This is a genomic window from Luteolibacter arcticus (assembly GCF_025950235.1).
Classification (GTDB): Bacteria; Verrucomicrobiota; Verrucomicrobiia; order Verrucomicrobiales; family Akkermansiaceae; genus Haloferula; species Haloferula arctica.
In genome coordinates this window covers 13,391-32,569 of sequence record NZ_JAPDDT010000006.1, presented here as the reverse complement: position 1 = coordinate 32,569, position 19,179 = coordinate 13,391, and the positions used below count along the sequence as shown (strand labels likewise).

The 19,179-nt window shown below is 63.3% G+C and carries 22 protein-coding genes; 12 read left to right on the top strand and 10 right to left on the bottom strand.

Annotation, left to right across the window (positions count from 1 at the left end; all coding sequences use genetic code 11):
- Positions 1-37 precede the first annotated feature (37 nt).
- A complete protein-coding gene (locus OKA05_RS14785; RefSeq protein ID WP_264487937.1) occupies positions 38-523 on the bottom strand; it encodes a hypothetical protein in 486 nt (161 codons plus the stop codon).
- 179 nt (positions 524-702) lie between these two features.
- On the bottom strand, positions 703-2,151 hold the full coding sequence (locus OKA05_RS14780; protein WP_264487936.1) for a phospholipase D-like domain-containing protein: 1,449 nt from the start codon (positions 2,149-2,151) through the stop codon (positions 703-705).
- 492 nt (positions 2,152-2,643) lie between these two features.
- On the opposite strand from OKA05_RS14780, the gene OKA05_RS14775 reads away from it, so the two are divergent.
- From OKA05_RS14775 to tmk, 3 genes are all read left to right on the top strand, one after another.
- The gene (locus tag OKA05_RS14775; RefSeq protein ID WP_264487935.1) at positions 2,644-3,216 is read left to right on the top strand and encodes a hypothetical protein; all 573 of its coding nucleotides are present in this window, start codon (positions 2,644-2,646) and stop codon (positions 3,214-3,216) included.
- Positions 3,217-3,291: 75 nt separating this feature from the next.
- Positions 3,292-3,672: an Imm8 family immunity protein gene (locus OKA05_RS29445; RefSeq protein ID WP_369335606.1), complete on the top strand. Its 381-nt coding sequence runs from the start codon at positions 3,292-3,294 to the stop codon at positions 3,670-3,672.
- 195 nt (positions 3,673-3,867) lie between these two features.
- The gene (gene tmk / locus OKA05_RS14770; protein WP_264487934.1) at positions 3,868-4,467 is read left to right on the top strand and encodes a dTMP kinase; all 600 of its coding nucleotides are present in this window, start codon (positions 3,868-3,870) and stop codon (positions 4,465-4,467) included.
- A 7-nt stretch (positions 4,468-4,474) separates the two neighbouring features.
- Here tmk and OKA05_RS14765 read toward each other — a convergent pair whose 3' ends face one another.
- Together OKA05_RS14765 and OKA05_RS14760 are read right to left on the bottom strand one after the other, a co-directional pair.
- A complete protein-coding gene (locus OKA05_RS14765) occupies positions 4,475-5,125 on the bottom strand; it encodes a type II secretion system protein (RefSeq protein ID WP_264487933.1) in 651 nt (216 codons plus the stop codon).
- 148 nt (positions 5,126-5,273) lie between these two features.
- Positions 5,274-5,996 (bottom strand): hypothetical protein, encoded by a 723-nt coding sequence (locus tag OKA05_RS14760; protein WP_264487932.1) that lies wholly within the window; start codon positions 5,994-5,996, stop codon positions 5,274-5,276.
- Between the two features lie 204 nt (positions 5,997-6,200).
- Between OKA05_RS14760 and OKA05_RS14755 the strand changes: the two genes are divergently transcribed.
- From OKA05_RS14755 to OKA05_RS14725, 7 genes are all read left to right on the top strand, one after another.
- Complete coding sequence (locus OKA05_RS14755) at positions 6,201-7,097, top strand: dienelactone hydrolase family protein (protein ID WP_264487931.1); 897 nt, start codon at positions 6,201-6,203, stop codon at positions 7,095-7,097.
- Between the two features lie 79 nt (positions 7,098-7,176).
- The gene (locus OKA05_RS14750) at positions 7,177-7,599 is read left to right on the top strand and encodes a hypothetical protein (RefSeq protein WP_264487930.1); all 423 of its coding nucleotides are present in this window, start codon (positions 7,177-7,179) and stop codon (positions 7,597-7,599) included.
- Between the two features lie 211 nt (positions 7,600-7,810).
- A complete protein-coding gene (gene hemL / locus OKA05_RS14745) occupies positions 7,811-9,094 on the top strand; it encodes a glutamate-1-semialdehyde 2,1-aminomutase (RefSeq protein ID WP_264487929.1) in 1,284 nt (427 codons plus the stop codon).
- Positions 9,095-9,239: 145 nt separating this feature from the next.
- Entirely contained in the window at positions 9,240-9,845 is a 606-nt protein-coding gene (locus OKA05_RS14740; protein WP_264487928.1) for a hypothetical protein, read from the top strand.
- Between the two features lie 130 nt (positions 9,846-9,975).
- A complete protein-coding gene (locus OKA05_RS14735) occupies positions 9,976-10,254 on the top strand; it encodes a hypothetical protein (RefSeq protein ID WP_264487927.1) in 279 nt (92 codons plus the stop codon).
- An 11-nt stretch (positions 10,255-10,265) separates the two neighbouring features.
- Positions 10,266-11,399 (top strand): hypothetical protein, encoded by a 1,134-nt coding sequence (locus tag OKA05_RS14730; RefSeq protein WP_264487926.1) that lies wholly within the window; start codon positions 10,266-10,268, stop codon positions 11,397-11,399.
- 225 nt (positions 11,400-11,624) lie between these two features.
- Positions 11,625-13,229 carry a serine hydrolase gene (locus OKA05_RS14725; protein WP_264487925.1) on the top strand — a complete coding sequence of 535 codons (1,605 nt, stop codon included), beginning with the start codon at positions 11,625-11,627 and terminating at the stop codon, positions 13,227-13,229.
- Positions 13,230-13,881: 652 nt separating this feature from the next.
- Here OKA05_RS14725 and OKA05_RS14720 read toward each other — a convergent pair.
- The 5 genes from OKA05_RS14720 to OKA05_RS14700 all read right to left on the bottom strand — a co-directional run bounded on the left by OKA05_RS14720 (position 13,882) and on the right by OKA05_RS14700 (position 17,523).
- Positions 13,882-14,397 carry a metal-dependent hydrolase gene (locus tag OKA05_RS14720; RefSeq protein WP_264487924.1) on the bottom strand — a complete coding sequence of 172 codons (516 nt, stop codon included), beginning with the start codon at positions 14,395-14,397 and terminating at the stop codon, positions 13,882-13,884.
- A 112-nt stretch (positions 14,398-14,509) separates the two neighbouring features.
- Positions 14,510-14,833 carry a hypothetical protein gene (locus OKA05_RS14715; RefSeq protein ID WP_264487923.1) on the bottom strand — a complete coding sequence of 108 codons (324 nt, stop codon included), beginning with the start codon at positions 14,831-14,833 and terminating at the stop codon, positions 14,510-14,512.
- A gap of 68 nt (positions 14,834-14,901) precedes the next feature.
- On the bottom strand, positions 14,902-15,468 hold the full coding sequence (locus tag OKA05_RS14710) for a DUF1287 domain-containing protein (RefSeq protein ID WP_264487922.1): 567 nt from the start codon (positions 15,466-15,468) through the stop codon (positions 14,902-14,904).
- A gap of 7 nt (positions 15,469-15,475) precedes the next feature.
- A complete protein-coding gene (cysS, locus tag OKA05_RS14705; protein ID WP_343226967.1) occupies positions 15,476-16,870 on the bottom strand; it encodes a cysteine--tRNA ligase in 1,395 nt (464 codons plus the stop codon).
- Positions 16,871-17,361: 491 nt separating this feature from the next.
- A complete protein-coding gene (locus OKA05_RS14700; RefSeq protein WP_264487921.1) occupies positions 17,362-17,523 on the bottom strand; it encodes a hypothetical protein in 162 nt (53 codons plus the stop codon).
- A 139-nt stretch (positions 17,524-17,662) separates the two neighbouring features.
- Here OKA05_RS14700 and OKA05_RS14695 point away from each other — a divergent pair, with 139 nt between their 5' ends.
- A complete protein-coding gene (locus OKA05_RS14695) occupies positions 17,663-17,983 on the top strand; it encodes a hypothetical protein (RefSeq protein WP_264487920.1) in 321 nt (106 codons plus the stop codon).
- A gap of 5 nt (positions 17,984-17,988) precedes the next feature.
- Positions 17,989-18,375 (top strand): hypothetical protein, encoded by a 387-nt coding sequence (locus OKA05_RS14690; RefSeq protein WP_264487919.1) that lies wholly within the window; start codon positions 17,989-17,991, stop codon positions 18,373-18,375.
- Positions 18,376-18,470: 95 nt separating this feature from the next.
- On the opposite strand, the gene OKA05_RS14685 is transcribed toward OKA05_RS14690, so the two are convergent.
- Positions 18,471-19,175 (bottom strand): hypothetical protein, encoded by a 705-nt coding sequence (locus OKA05_RS14685; RefSeq protein ID WP_264487918.1) that lies wholly within the window; start codon positions 19,173-19,175, stop codon positions 18,471-18,473.
- Between the last annotated feature and the right edge of the window lie 4 nt (positions 19,176-19,179).

The following is a 19,179-nucleotide window of genomic DNA, read 5'->3' as shown; positions in this document are numbered from 1 at the left end:
ATGCCGCGGCATCCCTCAGCCCCTGCCGCAGAATTCGTCAACCCTGCGCCTGTGAATCCAAAAAGGCTCTGATGTCGGAGTAGGTCTCTTTATCCGGAAGCAGGGAAGCCGTGATGGTATATCTGAGCCCTCCGACGGTAACGTAGAGAAACGTCTGCCCTGACACTTGGACCTCCGACACATTCACGATGTCCGCGTAGGCAATGCGCGAGGTCTGCCGCTGCAGGATTCCGTGCGGCAGAAGCAGGGCCTCTGTCCCAAGCTCCAATACCTTCGGCCGGGCAATCCGGCGCGCGATCGCCACAATCGCCGCTAGCACGAAGCCGGCACCGAGCGCGGAAATAACCCAGTAAAACGCCGTGGCCCCCGTCGGTCCGAGCGTGATGATGCGATTGATGGTCAGACCCGCGGTATTGTGTGCCGCCTTGTAACCCATGAAGCCGGAGGCAACGCCGAAGAAGGCCCCGCACATGAGCATGACTCCCCACTTGGGATTGTAGGGGATGAGGCGTGGTAGCTCCATGTCCTGCGAAGCGGTCTGACGCGTGGTTGCGCGCACCCTGTTAGGATGGATGCCGTGCCTTTTCAAGGCGGGACTTGGAATGCAGGCTCCGCACACTACGATGTTTTGAAATCGTTCTCCGAAGTGACGGACTAGGCCTTCGCGGTGCCGTCACGGCGTGACACCCGGCTTCCCTCCCGTCAAAGCTGATCCGCGATCGTCTCGATGAGCGGAGCACTGGCGGGATCCGATTCGCGGTGCGGCGACGAGACGGCGAAGTCGGGCCGGAACACGGAAGCAATGAGGGCGTCGATCGCGCGACGGTCATTGAAGGCCACATTCAACTCGCGGTTGATCCGCATGCTGAGGGTGTCGAGATTGGCGGAGCCCACGCAGGCCCAGCCGTCGCAGATCATCACCTTGAGGTGAGTCATCTTCGGGTAGGCATAGGCACGGCCGCCAGCTTTCACCAGCTTGGTCGCGAAGGCACGGTTGGCGATGTCCATGATCTTCGAGTCGTTCTTGGAGGGATAGATCATCCGCACGTCCACACCGCGGCGGGCTGCATCCTCCAGCGCCTCAGTGATGTCGTCATTGGAAACGTAGGGATCCTCGATCCAGATGCGCGTGCGTGCGGCGCGGATGGCCAGCACCATGCTCTTCTGGATTTCACGACGGCCCGCTGCTGGGTCGGTGCGGATGATGCGCAGGGGATAGGCACCCTTGACCTCGCGGGGATCGGGAGGAACTGCGGTCTTGCGCCGGAAAGCTCCGAACAAGCCCACCGGGTCGGCCCGCCGCCAGGTCGCGTTGTAGTCCTGCTGCAGCTTGGCGACCGCCGGGCCCTCCACGCGGAACAAGAGATCGTGCCACTCGCTGGCATACTCGCGGCCGATGTTGGCGCAACCCATCACCGCGACCTGCCGGTCGAAAACGTGGAGCTTCGTATGGTCGCACACGAGCCACGGGTTCGGGATCGAGCGGACCTTCACGTTGCTACCCTGCCGCAGGTACCGGCTCATGTCGCGGGGCGGCTGCCCCCCCCCGGGGTAGGGGGTTTCGGGAGGTTTCCCCCAGGACATCATGCTGCCGAGTTCATCGAAGACGACGCGCACGCTGACCTCGCTGGAGCGCTGCCGTAGGATGTCGGCGTAAGCAACCGCCGCGTCATCGTTGTCGAAGATGTAAACCTGCGAATCGATGGAGTGTCGCGCGGCCCTCGCTTGCCGGTTGAGCTCGGGGACGTAGTCCTTGCCATCCACCAGCCAGGTGAGCTTGCCAGGGACGGCCGCGGGCAGGCGCTTCCGATCGAGCAGCGCCTCGAACTCCGGCGTGCCCGGCACCTCGGGGGGCAGGGGGAGGACCTTGTGCGAGCCGGGGATGCCGCCGGCTAACAGTTCAAACGGCCGCTGCCACAGGACCATTCCTCCCACCCGCGCCGTCGCCACGGGTTGTCGCGCCGCGCTCAAGGCCGTCCCGCCGACGACCTTGAGGCCGAGAGCCGAGCGAGATAACTTGTGATCGTCCTGCTTGGTGGCGGTCTTCTCGTCGCGCAGGCCCGATGGGTAGCGGTAGTTTTGGGCGAGTCCGGAACACGAGGCGACCATCAATGCGCCCGCGAGGGGTAGAACAGCATGGGAGGTAAACATCCTAACCGATTCACCCGTCCCAAGCTGGCGTCAAACGACGAACGAAAGCGAGCACGCCAGCAGGGGGCATCCGGGCTTCCACCGCCCATACAAACGTCGCTTAATTTCCGAAAACGCCGTTCGAAAGCATAGCCGACACGTGCAACTGGCGCGCACTGGGGCCGGCCCAAACCCAAGAACCCACCGGCACCAGCAGCGGGCTGGAGCACTTCATCCAAGCGGTGAGGTGCTCCGCAGTGACCACTGCGAACCGGCGGGCACGTGTCACGAGTCACGCCTTACCGCTATCGGGTCGTCATCTTCCTCCAAGTCACCCTTTGCTACCCGCTGCCGGGCTGCGCGGAGTCTTGGCCCCGACATGCAGCTCGCTTGATCCGGGCGGAACGCCGAGCAAGTGAGCGGCAGCCTTTGCAGTTTGCGATGAATCATCTCGAAGGACTACCGTTTTTGGGCGGATCGCGCCCGGCACGCTCGCTGCGATGACCGGATCGCATGAGCGAGAAACACTCGGATAACATCAGGCAATATGTGAACGACATGATCGGCCTGGAGGCGGACATTTCGAAGGCCATTCGCGGTCAGCTCGAAGACGACCGGGTCAGGAGCGTGCCACAGCTCGTGTCTCTCCTGGATCGGATCGCGACGGCTAGCGAGGGAAGGCTGGAGCGCTTGAAGGCGATTTCGAAGGACGAGGGCGGAGCCTTTGGTTCGGCCATTAAGGAAGGAGTGATGACGGCCACGGGGGTGCTGGCCGGACTCTATGGGAAGGTCCGGGAGCATCCCCTCTCGCGCATGGTGCGGGACGATATCATCGCGCAGACGACGGCCGCCACCAGCTACTCCATGCTCCTCACGCTCGCGTTGTCTGCGGGGCATTCTGGATGCGCCGCGCTTGCCGAAGAGGGGATCAAGTCCTGCGCGCCCACAGTCACACTGCTCACGCGTGAGCTGCCGGAGATCGTGGCGCATGAGCTGGCACAGGACGAACCCTCGGCAAATCCGGCAGCTTCCCAGACGGCATTGGCCGCCATCCGCGAAGCATGGAGGAGTGCTCCAGAATCCTGATCCTGTGGCGTTTTGCGACTCAACATCCCGGTCTTGAAGAGGCCGACTGGACTCCCTAACAAGAACGGGAACGCGATGCCTCTTCACCGGGAAATGGGAACTCCAGAGATCAAATCATTCGACTGCATCGATCAGGATCCCATCGACCAGTGGTCGCCCGGGTCGGAGGCTGACGTGCATTACTCCCTGTGCCTTCATATCGGCTCGGTCGGCGGAGAAGGAGCGGACCGATTCCACGTGGTCGTGGTTACGCCGCAAGCGATCACCGAGCACAACCTCGGAAGGACGCTCCCGAAAAGGTGCATCATGGTGAGCCCGTATTCATGGGAGAACGTTCTGAAGGAAGTGCAAGCAAGGCTGGCTCGTTGCGTCGGCGACGATTGGAACCGGCAGTCGCGGCTTCTCGCAGAACACTTTAGTTGGGAGTTCGAGGAGCGGGCACGCCACTCCTTGTAGAGGAAGACGCAGCAGGACGTCGTCTCCGGAAATCATTCCGCAAGGCTCCGGACGGGCCGAGCGATGTGTCCCTATACTCGGGGCCACTTCACGGCAGCTGGACTGCCGCAGCCCGGGCAACTTCCCAGCGGCTCCTTGAAAGGTGATCGCCCTTGCCCTCTCCGCTCCGGTCTGGGAGCGTCCGGCATCCTCCTGATGACTCCTCCCCACGGCCTCTTCATCGTCCTCGAAGGCATCGACGGCACCGGCAAATCCACCCAGGCGAAGCAGCTCGCCCAGTGGTTCCGCGAACAAGGGCGCGAGGTGATCGCCAGTCGCGAGCCGACCGACGGTCCGTGGGGCACCAAGATCCGGGCAACCGCGGCGACCGGGCGGCTGTCACCGGAGGAGGAACTCGACTACTTCCTGCGCGACCGCCGCGAGCACGTCGAGCAGCTCATCGCCCCGGCGCTGGCCGCGGGGAAGGTGGTCATCCTCGACCGCTACTACTTTTCCACCATGGCCTATCAGGGTTCGCGCGGCGTGGACCCGGCGGAGATCCGACGATTGAATGAGGCCTTCGCGCCGGTGCCGGATGTGCTCTTCATCCTGGATCTGGAAGTGGAGACCGCGCTGACCCGCATCGGCGGCCGCGGCGACACGGCGAATGAGTTCGAGAAGCAGGAGTCGCTGGCGAAATGCCGCGAGGTCTTCCTGACGCTGGCCGGCGAGCCGTTCGTCCACGTGATCCCGAGCGACGAAAAGCCGGAGGCGGTGCAAGACCGGCTCCGGCAGCTCGCTGCGGAATTTCTCTGAGCGCCTGTTACTTGCCTTGGGCCTCGCGCTCTTCCTCGGTCATGAGCCAGACGGACTGGCCGCCCTTGAAATCCCTCTCGATCTCGAGCTGACGCGCGGAGCCATCGAGCAGCAGGCCGGCGGCCTTGCCATTGTAGCGCTCTGGATCCGGCAAGCTGCTATCGTCCAGGATGGCATTGCCATTCTTGGCCGGTCCATCGGCGAGCACCAGGATGCGGGCCGGCTCCTTGAAGTTGGCCATGCGCTTCGGGCCATCGTCGCCTTCTGCCGACTCGGTACGACCCACCACGCGGGCATTCCAGCCGTAGGAGAGGTTGGGATTGGACGGGGCCGGGCTGAATTCGTCGTGCCCCGGGCTGTGGAAAATCTCGAGCTCGCTCTCGTTCCGCGGGTCCTTCACCAGCATGCCCCACCAGTAGAGGTCCTGCGACGAGTCCTTCCAGACCGGGAGCTGGCCGGCATTGTCCTGGGTGTAGGCCTGGACCCGCACGCCTAGGTCGCGGACGCGGGTCGAGCTGGCGGCGAGCCGGCTCTTGGCCATCGCGTTCTTGGTCAGCGCGAACACCATCGCGGCCAGCGCGATCACGATCACGATGCAGACCATCAACTCCACGAGGGTGAAGCCCCCTGCCCTTTTTCCGAACTTTGGTTTTTTCATGTGATTGGATCTTCGGTGAAACGAATTGAAAACTCCGGCACGGCACGCAACGAACGGCGCGACGCCTCTCACGAAAGGCAACACGTCCGGGCCGGGATTCAACCCGAAATCCGGCCTTCACCCGAATATCCGCGGAAAAGCCGCCAGCTCACCAGGCCCACACCACCGGCGGCACGACGATTTTCACCGGTCCGCCCCGCCGCTGCTCGCTTTCCTCCAGCGAACTCACCACGCCGTTCTCGAATTCAACCACGGTCTTGTTCTTCTCCTCCTCGGTCACGTGCGAGAACTGGCGAAAGACCTGCCCGGAGACCGGGTCGCGACGGTAGGTATAGTGCTGAACCTGCTCGATATCAAGGTACTCCCAGCGGCCGGACTGGCCTTTGCCGGTCTGCTTGACCGAGGTCTTGGTGGGGTTCCCGCGGGCCTTGGAGACCTCGTCGGGGGTCATCCCGATCGCGACCAGTTTCTCATCGATCAGCGCCTGCACCTCGACCTGCCGGGTGTGGAGCTTCTTGAGATTCTCGACGAAATTCGGGTCCTTCGAGGAGAAGGCCTGTGGCCCCACCCACCCGGAGACGCCGTGTTTCTCGCCCTGACCGCGGACCTTGTAGGCCTTTTCGGTCATGGCCTCGAGGACCACGGTCTGGCCGGTCTTGAGCGCGCCCAGCTTGTTCTTGCCGTTCTTGTCCGAGAAAACCGGTGCCTCCTTCACCACCGTCAGCTCGATCGGCGTCTTTACGTGCTCCGCCAGGTGGACCACGTCCGGGTCCCTATCGATCAGGGACTTCCGCTCCACGCGCTTGACCTGGGCCGAGACGGGGAGGAGCAACGACAACAGCAGGGTGGAAACCAAAGCGACGGCTTTCATGGGATCAAAATAGCGTGTCCATCGCGGAAAGAAAATTCCGCGTTTGTTCCGACGGGAAATAGGGGGCCGCTATTCAGGAAATTTTCCCGGGGGGCGGGTCTAGATCCCAGCGCCTGCGACTTTGAGCCGGCCTCCCGGGCAAATGCCGGCTGGTCCCGCAGAGAAACCCTCGCAACTTCCCGGCCGAGGCGCTCTTCTATCAGGATGGACCGAAAAACCGCCCACGACTTCCCGCAGGAGCTGCTCGATCTCTACGATGAATACGTGCACGGCCAGGTCGGGCGGCGCGGATTCTTGGAGCGCGCGTCGCAATTCGCCGTCGGCGGCGTGACCGTGGCGGGCCTTCTGGCCGCCCTCAGCCCGCAGTATGCCTTCGCCCAACAGGTGCCGAAGGACGACGCGCGGATCACCGTTTCCTACGAAAACTACGATTCACCGAAGGGTGCCGGTGCAGGGAAAATGCGCGGCTACCTCGCCCGCCCCGCCAAGCCCGCTGGCAAGCTGCCCGGCGTGATCGTGATCCACGAGAACCGCGGGCTGAATCCCTACATCGAGGACGTCACACGGCGGCTCGCGGTCGCCGGCTTCGTCGCCTTCGCCCCCGACGCGCTCACGCCCCTCGGCGGCTATCCCGGTAATGACGATGAGGGCCGCAACCGCCAGGCCCAGCGGAAAAAGGAGGAGATGGAGGAGGATTTCATCGCCGGCACCCAGTGGCTCCACGCCCACGCGCTGTGCAATGGCAAGGTCGGCGCGGTCGGCTTCTGCTTCGGCGGCGGCATGGCGAATACCCTGGCGGTGCGGCTGCCGGATATCGTCATCGCGGCGGTGCCCTTCTACGGCGGCCAGCCGCCCGCAGATGACGCGGCGAAGATCAAGGGCGCGCTGCTCCTGCAATTCGCCGAGAAGGACGAACGTGTAAACGCCGGCTGGCCCGCGTATGAGGAGGCGCTCAAGAAGGCCGGCGTGAAATACGAGGCCCACATCTACCCCGGCGTGAACCACGGCTTCCACAACGACACCACCCCGCGCTACGACGAAGCCGCCGCCAAGCTCGCGTGGGAAAGGACCATCGGGTTTTTCAAGAAGCAGCTCGGGTAAGGAGCAATTCGCGGTTTCCGAAAAGGGGGCATCGGGCTTGACTACCTGCACTTTTCAGCGAGCAAACGTGGATCCACAGATGAAGAAAGCGGTATTCACAGCAGTGATCGTAGGCTTGACCTCTTGCAACAAGGTTACGGTGCCTTCCGGTAGTGCGATGACCGAGGTGGAGGTCCGGAATGCCATAAAAAAGGACGCCACGTTGGAACTTCCGCCGACCTCTAAAATGGTGGAGTTTGCGCATGGAGGTCAGCTCGTGGATCCATCCTGGGCTGCCAGATTCTCCGTTTTACCCGGTGCGAAGGCCGCACTGGCACCCAAAATATCGGCATTGGATAAAAAGGTGAAGTCGTCTGGAGGGATCACCACAACGCTGCCTTGGTGGAAGCCCGGGACAATTGTGGCGGAGGCTGCTTTCGAACCTCAGCCTGACTCATTTGTTCGGGTGATCCTGTCTGAGGAAGGCGGGCAGTTCTTCTTGTATCTCGAAGACGAGCAGTAGGCCGGCTGCGGTATGACCAAGCCCCCGCGAGGCTCGCGTGGGAGCGGACCACCGAGTTTTTCAAGAAGCAGCTCGGGGCGTGAACGCTGGGTGCGCGGAGCCGCTGCGAGTGAAGCTCCGCTGGGTGCGCGGAGCCTCCGAACTACTGCTGGCGACCACACCCGTCCATCGAATCCTTGGCGAACATCCCTTCCCCGTTCACCCTCCCCCCGTGACCGGTCCGCTTTCCCAGAAACTTTTCGCCGCCGCCAAGGAGAAGATCCCCGGCGGTGTGAACTCCCCCGTCCGCGCCTTCCGTAATGTCGGCGGCGAGCCTTTCTTCGTCCGCCGCGCCAAGGGCAGCCGCATCGAGGACGTGGATGGCAAGACCTACATCGACTACATCGGCTCGTGGGGGCCGAACATCCTCGGCCACGCGCCGACCGTGGTGACGAATACGATCCACGAGGTCGCCAAGGACGGCATCTCCTTCGGCATCCCGAATCCCTTCGAGGTCGAGATGGCGCGCGTCATCTGCGACTGGGTGCCCTCCGTGGAAAAGGTCCGCATGTGCTCCTCCGGCACCGAGGCGACCATGTCCGCGATCCGCCTCGCCCGCGGCTTCACCAAGCGCGACTACATCGTGAAGTTCAATGGCTGCTACCATGGTCATAGTGATTCGCTGCTCGTGGCCGCCGGTTCCGGCGCTCTAACACATGGCGAGCCCGATTCCGCCGGTGTGCCGAGGGCCTTCGCCGAGAAGACCATCGTGCTGCCCTACAATGACGTGGCGGCGTTGGAGAAAGTCTTCGACGAACAAGGCGAGCAGATCGCCGCGATTATCGTGGAGTCTTACCCCGCGAATGCCGGCCTCGTTTTCCCGAAGCCCGGCTACCTCGACCTGCTGTCTTCCATCACGAAGAAGCACGGCGCGCTGCTCATCTTCGACGAAGTCATGACCGGCTTCCGCCTCGGCAAGGCCGGCGTGCAAGGCATCGAAAATCTAACACCCGACCTGAGCTGCTTCGGCAAGGTCATCGGCGGCGGATTGCCGGTCGGTGCCTTCGGCGGCCGAGCCGATGTGATGGACATGCTCGCGCCGCTCGGCCCGGTCTATCAGGCCGGCACGCTTTCCGGCAACCCGCTCGCGATGGCCGCCGGCCTCGCCCAGCTCAAGGAGCTCGGCAAGGTCTCCGGCTTCCCCCGCCTCGAACAACTCGGCGCGCATTTCGAAGCCGGCCTGCGCTCGCTGTTAGACGCGAAGGGCATGCCCTACCGATTCAACCGCACCGGCTCGATGTTCTGCCTGTTCTTCACCGACCGCGAGATCGTCAACGTGGACGACGTGATGAAGCAGGACCTGGAACTGTTTAAGAAGTTCTTCTGGGGCTGCCTCGACAAGGGCATCTACATCGCCCCGAGCCCCTACGAAACCGGCTTCCTCAGCCTCGCGCACACCGAAGCGGATCTCGATGATACGCTCACGGTTTTCGATGAAGTGCTGACGGCGATCTGAGATAGTCTGCCGCCCGACTGCATGACGCGGCACGATTCCCTCGTGTCACATCCTGGTCATTGACCTGTGCCGGAGCAAGCTACCAGCCTCCGCCGCCGGGCGACGGGATCAGACCTTCCGTCGCTCACCTTCCCTTACTGATTCCATGAAATTGATCCGCACCCTGCTGTCCCTCGCTGGCGTTTCCCTGCTCGCGACGAGTTGCGCCTCCTTCTCCGGCAACAAGCTTCCCCAAGTGGCCGACACACCGGCCACGAACGTGAAGAAGATTCCCCTGACCTACACGATGACGTCCGGTCGAGGCAACACCGGCGGTGCTCGCACCGAGACCCCCGCGGGCACCAGCACCCACTTCGCAAAGCCGATGGTCGACGCCTTCAACAAGAGCGAACGCTTCTCCTCCGTGAGCCAGGGCAAGGGCGGTGCCGTCCATGTGGACGTGGACGTCCTCAATCATGGCAATGCCGGCGTCGCGTTTGCATCGGGGTTCATCAGCGGCTTCTCGCTCTTCACCATCCCGGGCTTCGGGACCGACCACTTCAAGCTGACCGCCACCGCCCGGACCTCTTCCGGCAAGTCGCGCCAATACATCCTGGAAGACAGCATGACGACCGCCTTCTGGCTGCCACTGATCGTGGCCGCCCCTTTCGCCTCCCCCACCTCCGTGTACCCGAAGGTGCATGAGAACATGTACCGCAACCTGATGCTGAACATGGAGCGGGACGGCATCCTGCCCAAAGCCGGAAACTGATCCGCCCGCGCTCGACTTTTCCCACGGCCCGCTCCCGCGCATCGTCCGCCGGGAGCGGGCCGTTTTGTTTTTCGTGGCGAAGGTCGGATCGGGAATCGACCGTGACCGCCGACTATCTCATTCTCCACCCATGTCTTTCCCGACCAGAGGCCTCAAGGCCATCAACCACCGCGACACGCACTACCGCTGGATCTACCGCAACCGCGCGGGCAAGAACGAGCTGTGGGTGGAAATGAGCGCCTCCGCCGCAGGGCAGCATCTCATCGCGGATGTTCCGCGCGTGGTGAACCACGAGATGGTCCCGCTCGCCATCGACTACGCCCGCGCCCACGGCTGGGATCCGATAAAGAGCGCGCCGCCTTTCCGGTGCAGGTATTTGAAGGGTGCCTTCGTCGCGATCGATTCCTAACAATCCGGGCCATGTCGTTTCTTAGCCGCCTCTTCGGAAAGGGTCAGCAATCACTTGAGCATCCGCAGGCACCGGCCGAGTTCACCTTCAACCAGCGCGCCGCCGCTTTCTGGGATTGGTTTGCGTCCGCGGCGGAAGAATTGCGCGACATCCACAACCAGGGAGACCGCAAGCAGCTTCCGTCGATCGTATCGCCAAAGGTCGATGAGTTCCTGCCCGGGATGGCATGGGTCTTCGGACCCGGCACCGAGAAAGGCTTCCACTCCTTCACATTGTCGGGTGAAGGGGTCATGTACCGGCAAATTCTGGCGGACCAATGGCTGAAACGCTTGCCCGGCATCGAAAATTGGACCTTTTACGCCTCGCGTCAACCTGAGGAGGAAGTGGGAGACTTCACCCTGGTGGACGATGATCTGAAGTTCCGCCCGATTGAGTTTTGGCTCACTCCGGAGATTGATGAGGAAAAGGAAAAGGTGCACCTGATGCTATGGCATCCCTTGATCGAAAAGGCGGAGGAACGCTTGTGCATGCAGGCGCTGTTCCTGGTGCTCGATGAGATCCTCGGTGAATTCGGCACCACCCGCTGGGTCGGGAGCATCCAGTTCAGCCAAAAGCGGCTCGCGGAATCGATGCCGATCACGGAGTTGAAGGAGTTCGTTGAGGAGACTCGCGCGTCCCGTGGTTGGAAGATGCTCTCGCCTGTGGATACTTGGAATGGCTACTCGATTCCACCGGCGAAGCGGAGCGCCGCTCGTCGCATGGACACCATGGGCGGATCGTGCGGATGCTTCCCCGTGCTGGGTTCCTTTTTCGACGAGCCGAAGAAGTTCGAGGATCCTTTCCTCGAGATGGGAGCGGCATGGGTTTACCTGTCCTTCTCCTCTGCCGATCTGCCGAAAGGAAATGAAGTGGAGGTCCGCGAGGCGATGACGGACGTGATCGTCTCGGCCCTGGAACAGGACCGCAGCGGCATCCCCTTGGGTGGAGCGACCGGCGAGCGACTGGCCTACATGGACTTCCTGATTTTCGATGGTGAACGAAGCCTCGCCCGCATTCGCGAAGCCGCGCGCAAGGCAGGCGTGCCGGCCGATACCCGGCTTGAGTTTCTGGACTCCCGTCGCCCCGGCAGGCCGTTGTTCGGCTGAGTTTGTGTTCGCCGCTAGGAGCGGGTGCTTGGCATCGCCGGGTGGCACTGGGATCGCGGCATTTATCCCGCCTGAATGGCAGATGGAGCCGAGACCGGCAGCGAAGGACCATTCAGGCCGATCTGAAATCCGGCACTCCCGGGTAGCTCAAGCTCCCAGTGGAGTTCCAAACCTCGCGCCACATCCAACTCGCCGCCGATCCCGTTTCATCACAGCATCGCGAGCATGCGCCTCTCCCGCCTGCTCATCGTCTTGGCAGCCGTGTGCCCTGCCCTAGCAGCACAGCCGCTCCACGAGATCGCGGAGAAGGCTGGGGCCAAGTTGCCCGCCGGTGGCATCGTCACCGCCGAATCCATCGCAGGCACCACCCGCTTCGCCGCAGCGGGCAAGTTGGAGCCCGCCGACATCGCTCCCGAAAACCGCGTCTTCGAAATCGGCTCCATCACCAAGGTCTTCACCGGCCTGCTGCTCGCCGATGCAGTGGAGCACAAGAAGGTCCGCCTCGATAGCACGCTGAAGGAGCTGTTAGACGGGCAGGTCTCCTTCATCGATCCGGACGTGGCCGCCATCACGCTGGTCCAGCTTTCCACCCACACCAGCGGGTTGCCGCGGCTGCCGGATAACATGGGGTGGTTCAACGCTCTCTCGAAGGATCCCTATAAGGCCTACGACCGCAACGACGCGCTCAAGTTCCTCGCGAAAGCCGAGCTGCCTCATGCGCCGCCCTTTCCCTCGTCGTATTCAAACTACGGCGTCGGCCTGTTAGGCGAGTTGATCTCCGGCATTCACGGAAAAAGCTACGCCGATCTCGTCGCGGAAAAGATCACCGGTCCGCTCGGCATGAAGGACACCATGGTCCTACCCGGTGAGGCCCAGCAGATGCGGCTCGCCCCGCCCTACAATGGCGCCAAGCCAAGCCACTCGTGGACCTTCCAGGCGATGGCCGGAGCCGGAGCGCTGCGCTCGACCGCAGCCGACTTGGTCACCTTCGGCCAAGCCTTGTTAGAGCCCGACAAGACACCGCTTTCCGCAGCGATCAAGGGCATGCTCACGGTGCACGCTCCCTACGAAGATAGCGGGGCCGAGATCGGGCTGGGCATCATGATCGACAAGATCGACGGGCACCGCGAATACAGCCACAGCGGCGGGACCGGCGGCTATCGCTCCGCGCTACAGGTGATCCCTGACCTCAAGATCATCCGCGTCGCGTTGGTCAACAACACCGCGTTCGGACCGGCATCGTTGTTTGGCAAGACCCGCGACGACAAGCACTCGGACGCCCCCGAACAAAAGCTTTCCGCGGAGGAGCTCGATGCCTTCACCGGCGTCTTCGAGTCGGGGCCGCAAGCTCGCTTCACCGTCGTCCGCCGCGACGACCATCTCCACGTGCGCCTGACCGGACAGCCCTTCTTCCCCGTGAAGTGCATCGGCAAGGACCGCTTTCGCTATGATGCGGTCGTCGCCGAGCTGCAGTTCGGTCGCGAGGAAGACGCCGTCAGCTCGCTGGTGCTCCACCAGAATGGCCGCGAAGTCCCGGCAAAGCGAAGCGGCGATGCCCCGACCGTCGAGTTTCCCACCGCCGAAGCCCTCGACGCCTACGCGGGCGAGTATGCCCTTTTTCCCGGCAAGGTCTTCACGATCACCCGGAAGGACGACACGCTCATGGCCCAGCTCACCGGCCAGCCCGAGATGCCGGTTTTCGCCAGCAAGCCCGACTACTTCGAATACGACGTGGTGGAAGCCGCGATCGAGTTCCAGCGCGACGCCGCGGACAAGGTCACCGGCCTGATCCTCCACCAGAACGGCAAACACACCGCAAAGAAGCGCTAGGCCGGTCGAATCGGGGGGAACAACGAAATCGGCGAAACAGGCGAAAACAGAGCCGGGTTGCCCGGTCTGGACCCGCCGGCCCCGGGCCGTCGCTGTCTTCAAATTTCGCCTTTTTGCCCGTTTCGTTGTTACCCCTCCCATTTCCCATCCGGAAATTGATGCCTTGCTATTGCGAATGATTCGCAACAATTTTCCGCATGTTCGAATGCTGGTGGCAAAACGAGGGTTTTGAGGCATGGCACCTCCGGGGCGACCTGCGCGGGGCATCTCGCCGCTGGCAGCACCGGCTGCATGACGAGTTGTGGTTGTGGTTCAATGATTCCGGTGAAGGAGTGGTGTGGGGCAAGGACCACCGGATCTTCCTGAAACCGGGCCTTTTCGGCTGTTTCGGCGGGCAGGAAGGCGAGGATTGGAAGTGGACGCGCCTGCCGGGCCACCACGCCGGTGAAATCCTGATCATCCCCCGCGAGCACCTCTTGCGGCAATTCGGCGAAGCCGCCGCGGGCAAGAGAACGCCCTTCGCCCGCTGGCTGCGCGGCGAGAAAGGCGTGTCATTCGCCGGCCTGACGGGTGCGGCCGAAAAACGGCTGGCCAAGCGTCTGGCCGCCGGTTGGAAGTCGCGGAGCTTGCCGTCCACAGTCACCCGCGACCTTCACGCCTGGGTTTCCGGCGTGCTCGCGGCCGCTTTGTCTTCCATGCCGCGCGCCTCCGCATGCGGCCGCAAGCGCACCAAGACCCAGGTCAGCAGCACGAAGCCGATGTCGTACCACAGCCAGTCGGCCGCCGGAATGTAGTACTCGCCGATCACATCCGGCCGCCATGGCTGCAGCCACGCGATCCCGCCCGCCACCGCGTCACCGATCAGGTGGAGCAGCACGGCCAGCCAGCACGCCAGCGCCAGCCTCCACCGGCCTTCCTTCCCGAAAAACGAGGCGACCATCCCCGTGACGGGAATCATCGCGCCGAGGAACCATAGCGTGTGCGACCAGCTTGCGTAGCGCGCATCCAGCGACACATGCGGCGTGCACAGATCCGGCAGCGCCCCGAAGACCCCGATCGCCACCAGGCCCCATGGCGGGAAGACGTGCCCCCGCCCCTTGGCGAGCGACACGTTTTCCGCCACCAGACCGAGGCATACGGGTAGCAAGGTGTGGGTGCCGATCAGCATGGGTCGATCCTACGCAAGTTCCTCTCGCCAAGGCAATTCACCGGCGCGCGTCCTTGAAGGAAAATGCCACGCCATCGGTGCGTGACCACCAACCCATGAGCCCCCACCCGGCTCAGACGATCTTGGAATCCGTCCCTCCGGCCCGAAACTCCTTCGCCTTGCGCAGGCGTTCCGCAAACGCCGGATCCGCGGATGGCGTGTGGTTGCGGTCGCCGAAGAGACCCTGCTCAAGATTGCCGAAAATGTAGTTCGTGAGGAGGAAGATCATCGAGCCAAAGGACAGGATGAAGGCGGTCCAGAAGCACCGCCGGGCCAGCTCCTCGCCGATCGTTCCCCATGCAAGAAGGATCCCCGCCAAGGTGGAAGCGACGATGCAGGCGGTCAGCACCCAGAAGACCACCGCCTTGACGACCGCATGGGGTAGGTAACCGTTCATGAACAGGGATTTACCACCGGCCTCCGGCGATTTCAAGAGGTGGTTTGCCGCCGGTCACCCGCCGGCCGCTACTTCCACCGGTAGTGCCCGGTCAGCGGGTAGGTGAAGAGCACGTCTTCCTCCCGCGCGCCGCCGCCGATGTTGTGAATGACCAGCGGCACGCCCTCGGTCGTCTTTTTGTCGCTCACGATCATCACGTGCGGCAGATTCGGCGGCACCGTGCAGGTGACCAGATCCCCGGGCAGGAACTTGGTCGCGTCCTTGGTGTCGGCCACCTTGTAGCCGCAGCGCTTGAAGTAGGCCTGCAAGTTCGGCACGCGGCGGTGGTCGATGTTCTTGTCGGTGCGGCTCAGTCCCCAGTTCTTGGGATAGGCGGAGAAGTTCGCCTTCATGTCCTCGTGGACCAGCTTCTGGAGATCCTGCGAAAGCCCGTCGCGCAGGGCGCGGATCACCACGTCGGTGCAGACGCCCTTTTCGCGCGGCACGTCCCCGCCCGGGTAGGCCAGCGAGACATAGGCCGGGTCATAGGAAAGCGTCACGCCCACCTGCTTGCGGGCCGCGGTGACGATCTTCGCGCCGGTGTCCTGCGCGGACAGCGGGAGCAGCATCAGGAGAAAGCAAAGCAACGCTCGCATGACGTCTCTATACGGGCGTCAGCTCGTAGCCTTCCTTGCCATCCTTCATGTTCCATCCTTTCTCGACGAGCTGGCCGCGCATCTCGTCCGCCTTGGCCCAGTCCTTGGCCGTGCGCGCCGCCCATCGCTCCTCGGCGAGGGCGCGGATGTCGGCGGGAATGTCGACCTCGGGTTCGTCCTCCGGCAGCGTCAGGCCGATGGCCCGCAGCACGCGGTTGAAGGCTGCCAGTGCTTTCGCGGCGTCCTCGCCCTCCAGCTTCACCGATTCCCGGAGGCCGGTGAAAAGACCACCGAGACAGCCCGGCGTGTTGAGGTCGTCATTGAGCGAATCCCATGCGGCTTGGAACGGGCCGAAGTCGACCGAGTCGAAGCGCGCTTCCGCCGGGGCTTTCGCGGCCAGGCTGCGGGCGCCTTTCGCCAGCTTCGCCATCGCCTCGCGGGCGGCGTGGAGCGAATCGAGCGTGAAATTGAGCTGCTTGCGGTAGTGCCCGCCGATCATCACATAGCGCACCTCCATCGCGGTGAAGCCCTTCGCTTTGAGGTCATCGAGCGTATAGAAATTCCCCTTCGACTTGGCCATCTTCCCACCGTCCACCAGCAGGTGGGTCGAGTGAAACCAATGGGCGGCGAAGTGCCCGCCGCAGGCGCACTTGCTTTGCGCGATCTCGTTCTCGTGGTGCGGGAACATCAGGTCCTCCCCGCCCCCGTGCAGGTCGAAGTCGGCACCGAGATACTCTTGGATCATCGCCGAGCACTCGAGGTGCCAGCCCGGCCTTCCCTCGCCCCAGGGAGAGGGCCAGAAGTTGTCGCCATCCTCGGGCTTGCGGCCCTTCCATAGCACGAAGTCGGAAATACTATCTTTCTCGTACTCGTCGGAGTTCGCCCGCTCATTCTGAGTCTTGCCGAGTTCCAGCTCGCGCGTGTCGAGACGTGAGAGACGCCCGTATTCCGGGTAGGAAGCGATGTTGAAATACACCGAGCCATCCTCGGAAGCATAGGCATTCCCCTTCTCCACCAAGGTCGCGATCATCGCCACCTGCTGGTCGATGTGCTCGACCGCGCCCGGCTCGACGTGGGGCGGCAGCATTCCCAGCGCCTCGCAATCGATATGGAACTTCTCCGTCCAGTGGTCGGTGAACTCCTTCAGCGTCTTGCCGGCGGCCTGCGAGTCGCGGATCGTCTTGTCATCCACATCGGTGATGTTGCGGACGTGGAAGGTCCGCATTCCACCGGTTTCCAAGGTGCGCCGGAAGACATCCTGCAGCACGAAGGTGCGGAAGTTCCCGATGTGCGCCGGGCCATACACGGTGGGACCGCAGCAGTAGAACCGGTAGGTCGTGCCGTCGAGGGGGCTGAGCTCCTTGAGCTCGCGGGCCAGCGTGTCGTAAAGCCGCATCGCCACGGGGTCTAGCGGGTGCCCAATGCGAATTCAACCGCGATCACCAGCGAACCGGCGACCGCAGGGGCGTTCGTGACGCTTTCCGGTCCAAGCGATCCCGGAGGGATCCCAGCGAGTAGCCGGGGGTTGAGCGAGGCATGAGCGACACCCCAGGATAAAAGGCGGGATGAAGGGAACCCCGGATGGGATTCAAGCCGGGCATGAACGATGGATGCGGCCGCCATCCCTGTCCTCGTACGGACCTGACGGGGATGTCATCCGCCCCGGTGTGCTTCCCCCCCGGCTGGAATCCCTTCCGGGATTCCTATTGCGCTCCATGAATACGGTGGTCTCCGCCGCTAAGCGGCTGCGAGCACCGGCTACTCGCTTTGATCCCTCCGGGATCGCCAGAGCCGGGACATGGGTTTTGCATCATGCTGGTGAGAACGCGGGAAGCATGGGTGTGGTCCGCTTCACCGGCGGCATCCGCGGTGTCACCACCGCGCCTGCATTCCCTAGCGCGCCACGCGGATCTCCCGATGCTGCGGGGCCTGCCCGGCCTCGACGATCTCCACGGGTATCGTCAGCTCGCCCACTGGCACGCTGGACGCCGAAACCGCCTCTTCCCCGCGAGTCCGCAGCTTCCACGCCGCCAGCGAAAGGGCGGTGCAGATCATTGCGATTCCGAGGTTTCTGAGACGGTCGACAAGCATGGGCCGCCGGAAGAGAAGCGAAGTTTTTAGAAAATATCAAGATTGATTAAAAACTTTTTCCGGTTCGCATCCGCCCCGTTGGCGTGTTTTGTTCCCCCCACGAATGGCACGCGACGAGAGAAAGCGCCAGGTGGCAACCGCGATTGGGATCATCGGCGGCTTAGCAGCCCTGTTCCTGCTGCTGGTGATGGCCACCGGCCTGCCGGGAGTGGCCGGGGAGTTTTTTGCAAGGGTCGCGGGAATCGTGACCACGCCCTTCCTGCTGGAAGGCACCTTGGCCATCGTCGGCTTCATCCTCGTGATCCTGATCAACCACTGGCGGCACCAGCGCGAAGGCGATGAACTCGTCTACCTCGACGAGGTGAAGGACGGTAGCCAGGACCACCCAAAACAAGCGCCGCTGGAACCTCCACAACCCCCTTGATCCCCATGCAGGTGCCGCTCACCGTGCTCTGCTTCATCCTCGGTTTCATCGTCGTGGTGTGGCTGAACCATTGGCGACGGAAACACGAGGGCGACGAGTTGGTTTACCTTGAGCAGGTGAAAAACGGCCCGAAGGACCTCCCCGGTCATGCCCGCTGGGCCATCTACCGCAACAAGCCGCTCGACGCCGCTCCCCCACCCGCTTCGGATCTCTTGGAGGGCGCTGTCGCCATCGGTGACCATGAGTCGGCGATCGAGATCCTCGAGTCCATGAGCGACGAGGAACGCCACCGGCCGGAGGTGATGCAGCAGCGCATCACCCTGGCAAAAGCCACCGGGAAAGAAGAACTCGCCCGGCGGCTGGAAGCGGAATTGGCGGAGCTGGCCGGCTGAGTGCCCGCGGAGGGTAAATCGCAGATGGCGGATGGCAGATGAACGGCAGAGAGTCATCATCTACCACCTACGATCCTCAATCTACCATCGCTTCTTCAGCGGCTGCGGCGCGCGGCTTCTTCCAGGAAGATTTCCGCGAGACGGAAGCTGCGACGCGAGATTTCGCGGGCGTCGTGATCGTCGATCAGGGCGAGGCCCTCTTCGCCGACTTCGGATTGGAAAATCTTCCACGCCCTCTTGACCACCTCTTCGGGATCGAGCTTGGGACGCGGCGCGGCGCTCATTGCGGGCGCATGAGCCGTTTCCGGCGGAGCGGATGGTGCTTCGGCGAGTGCCGGCACGGCATGAGGGTGCTGGTGCTGGGGACGTTGCTGCGGCGCCTCGCGCTGATACGATCCTTCCCTCTGGGATGATCCTTCACGCTGCTGCGGCGCTTCGCCTTGGCCCTGCCCCTCACCATGCTTCTTCTTCTTGCGGCGGCGGCGCTTCTTGGGATTGCCCGGAGGCTCGCCACCGGCGGTTTCCACCACGAAAGGAATCACGTCTTGGGCCGACTCGCGTTGAGGGACCTCGTCGTCGCGCTCCGCGCGCTCGCTGCGTTCGCTGCGCTCGGTGCGGGCAACCGGTTCCGACTCACGCACGGGAGCAGGTGCAGGCGCTTCGGTGGGAGCATCAGCCGCGGACTCGGCGGCGCTTGCCGGCTTCGGTTTCGCAGACTTGCGGACGGCCGGCCGTTTGCGGGCAGTCTTGGTGGCCGGCACTTCTTCGGCCGCAGGCGGCTCTTGGAACTCTTCGCTCATGGTC

Bases quoted from the DNA above. Each gene is read 5' to 3' on its own strand.
- OKA05_RS14690 (WP_264487919.1), top strand. From the start codon at position 17,989: ATGCAGGTGCCGCTCACCGTGCTCTGCTTCATCCTCGGTTTCATCGTC.
- OKA05_RS14780 (WP_264487936.1), bottom strand. From the start codon at position 2,151: ATGTTTACCTCCCATGCTGTTCTACCCCTCGCGGGCGCATTGATGGTC.
- OKA05_RS14710 (WP_264487922.1), bottom strand. From the start codon at position 15,468: ATGCGAGCGTTGCTTTGCTTTCTCCTGATGCTGCTCCCGCTGTCCGCG.
- OKA05_RS14775 (WP_264487935.1), top strand. From the start codon at position 2,644: ATGAGCGAGAAACACTCGGATAACATCAGGCAATATGTGAACGACATG.
- OKA05_RS14715 (WP_264487923.1), bottom strand. From the start codon at position 14,833: ATGAACGGTTACCTACCCCATGCGGTCGTCAAGGCGGTGGTCTTCTGG.
- tmk (WP_264487934.1), top strand. From the start codon at position 3,868: ATGACTCCTCCCCACGGCCTCTTCATCGTCCTCGAAGGCATCGACGGC.
- OKA05_RS14685 (WP_264487918.1), bottom strand. From the start codon at position 19,175: ATGAGCGAAGAGTTCCAAGAGCCGCCTGCGGCCGAAGAAGTGCCGGCC.
- OKA05_RS14730 (WP_264487926.1), top strand. From the start codon at position 10,266: ATGTCGTTTCTTAGCCGCCTCTTCGGAAAGGGTCAGCAATCACTTGAG.
- OKA05_RS14740 (WP_264487928.1), top strand. From the start codon at position 9,240: ATGAAATTGATCCGCACCCTGCTGTCCCTCGCTGGCGTTTCCCTGCTC.
- OKA05_RS14720 (WP_264487924.1), bottom strand. From the start codon at position 14,397: ATGCTGATCGGCACCCACACCTTGCTACCCGTATGCCTCGGTCTGGTG.
- OKA05_RS14695 (WP_264487920.1), top strand. From the start codon at position 17,663: ATGGCACGCGACGAGAGAAAGCGCCAGGTGGCAACCGCGATTGGGATC.
- OKA05_RS29445 (WP_369335606.1), top strand. From the start codon at position 3,292: ATGCCTCTTCACCGGGAAATGGGAACTCCAGAGATCAAATCATTCGAC.
- OKA05_RS14755 (WP_264487931.1), top strand. From the start codon at position 6,201: ATGGACCGAAAAACCGCCCACGACTTCCCGCAGGAGCTGCTCGATCTC.
- OKA05_RS14760 (WP_264487932.1), bottom strand. From the start codon at position 5,996: ATGAAAGCCGTCGCTTTGGTTTCCACCCTGCTGTTGTCGTTGCTCCTC.
- OKA05_RS14750 (WP_264487930.1), top strand. From the start codon at position 7,177: ATGAAGAAAGCGGTATTCACAGCAGTGATCGTAGGCTTGACCTCTTGC.
- OKA05_RS14700 (WP_264487921.1), bottom strand. From the start codon at position 17,523: ATGATCTGCACCGCCCTTTCGCTGGCGGCGTGGAAGCTGCGGACTCGC.
- OKA05_RS14735 (WP_264487927.1), top strand. From the start codon at position 9,976: ATGTCTTTCCCGACCAGAGGCCTCAAGGCCATCAACCACCGCGACACG.
- OKA05_RS14765 (WP_264487933.1), bottom strand. From the start codon at position 5,125: ATGAAAAAACCAAAGTTCGGAAAAAGGGCAGGGGGCTTCACCCTCGTG.
- OKA05_RS14725 (WP_264487925.1), top strand. From the start codon at position 11,625: ATGCGCCTCTCCCGCCTGCTCATCGTCTTGGCAGCCGTGTGCCCTGCC.
- OKA05_RS14785 (WP_264487937.1), bottom strand. From the start codon at position 523: ATGGAGCTACCACGCCTCATCCCCTACAATCCCAAGTGGGGAGTCATG.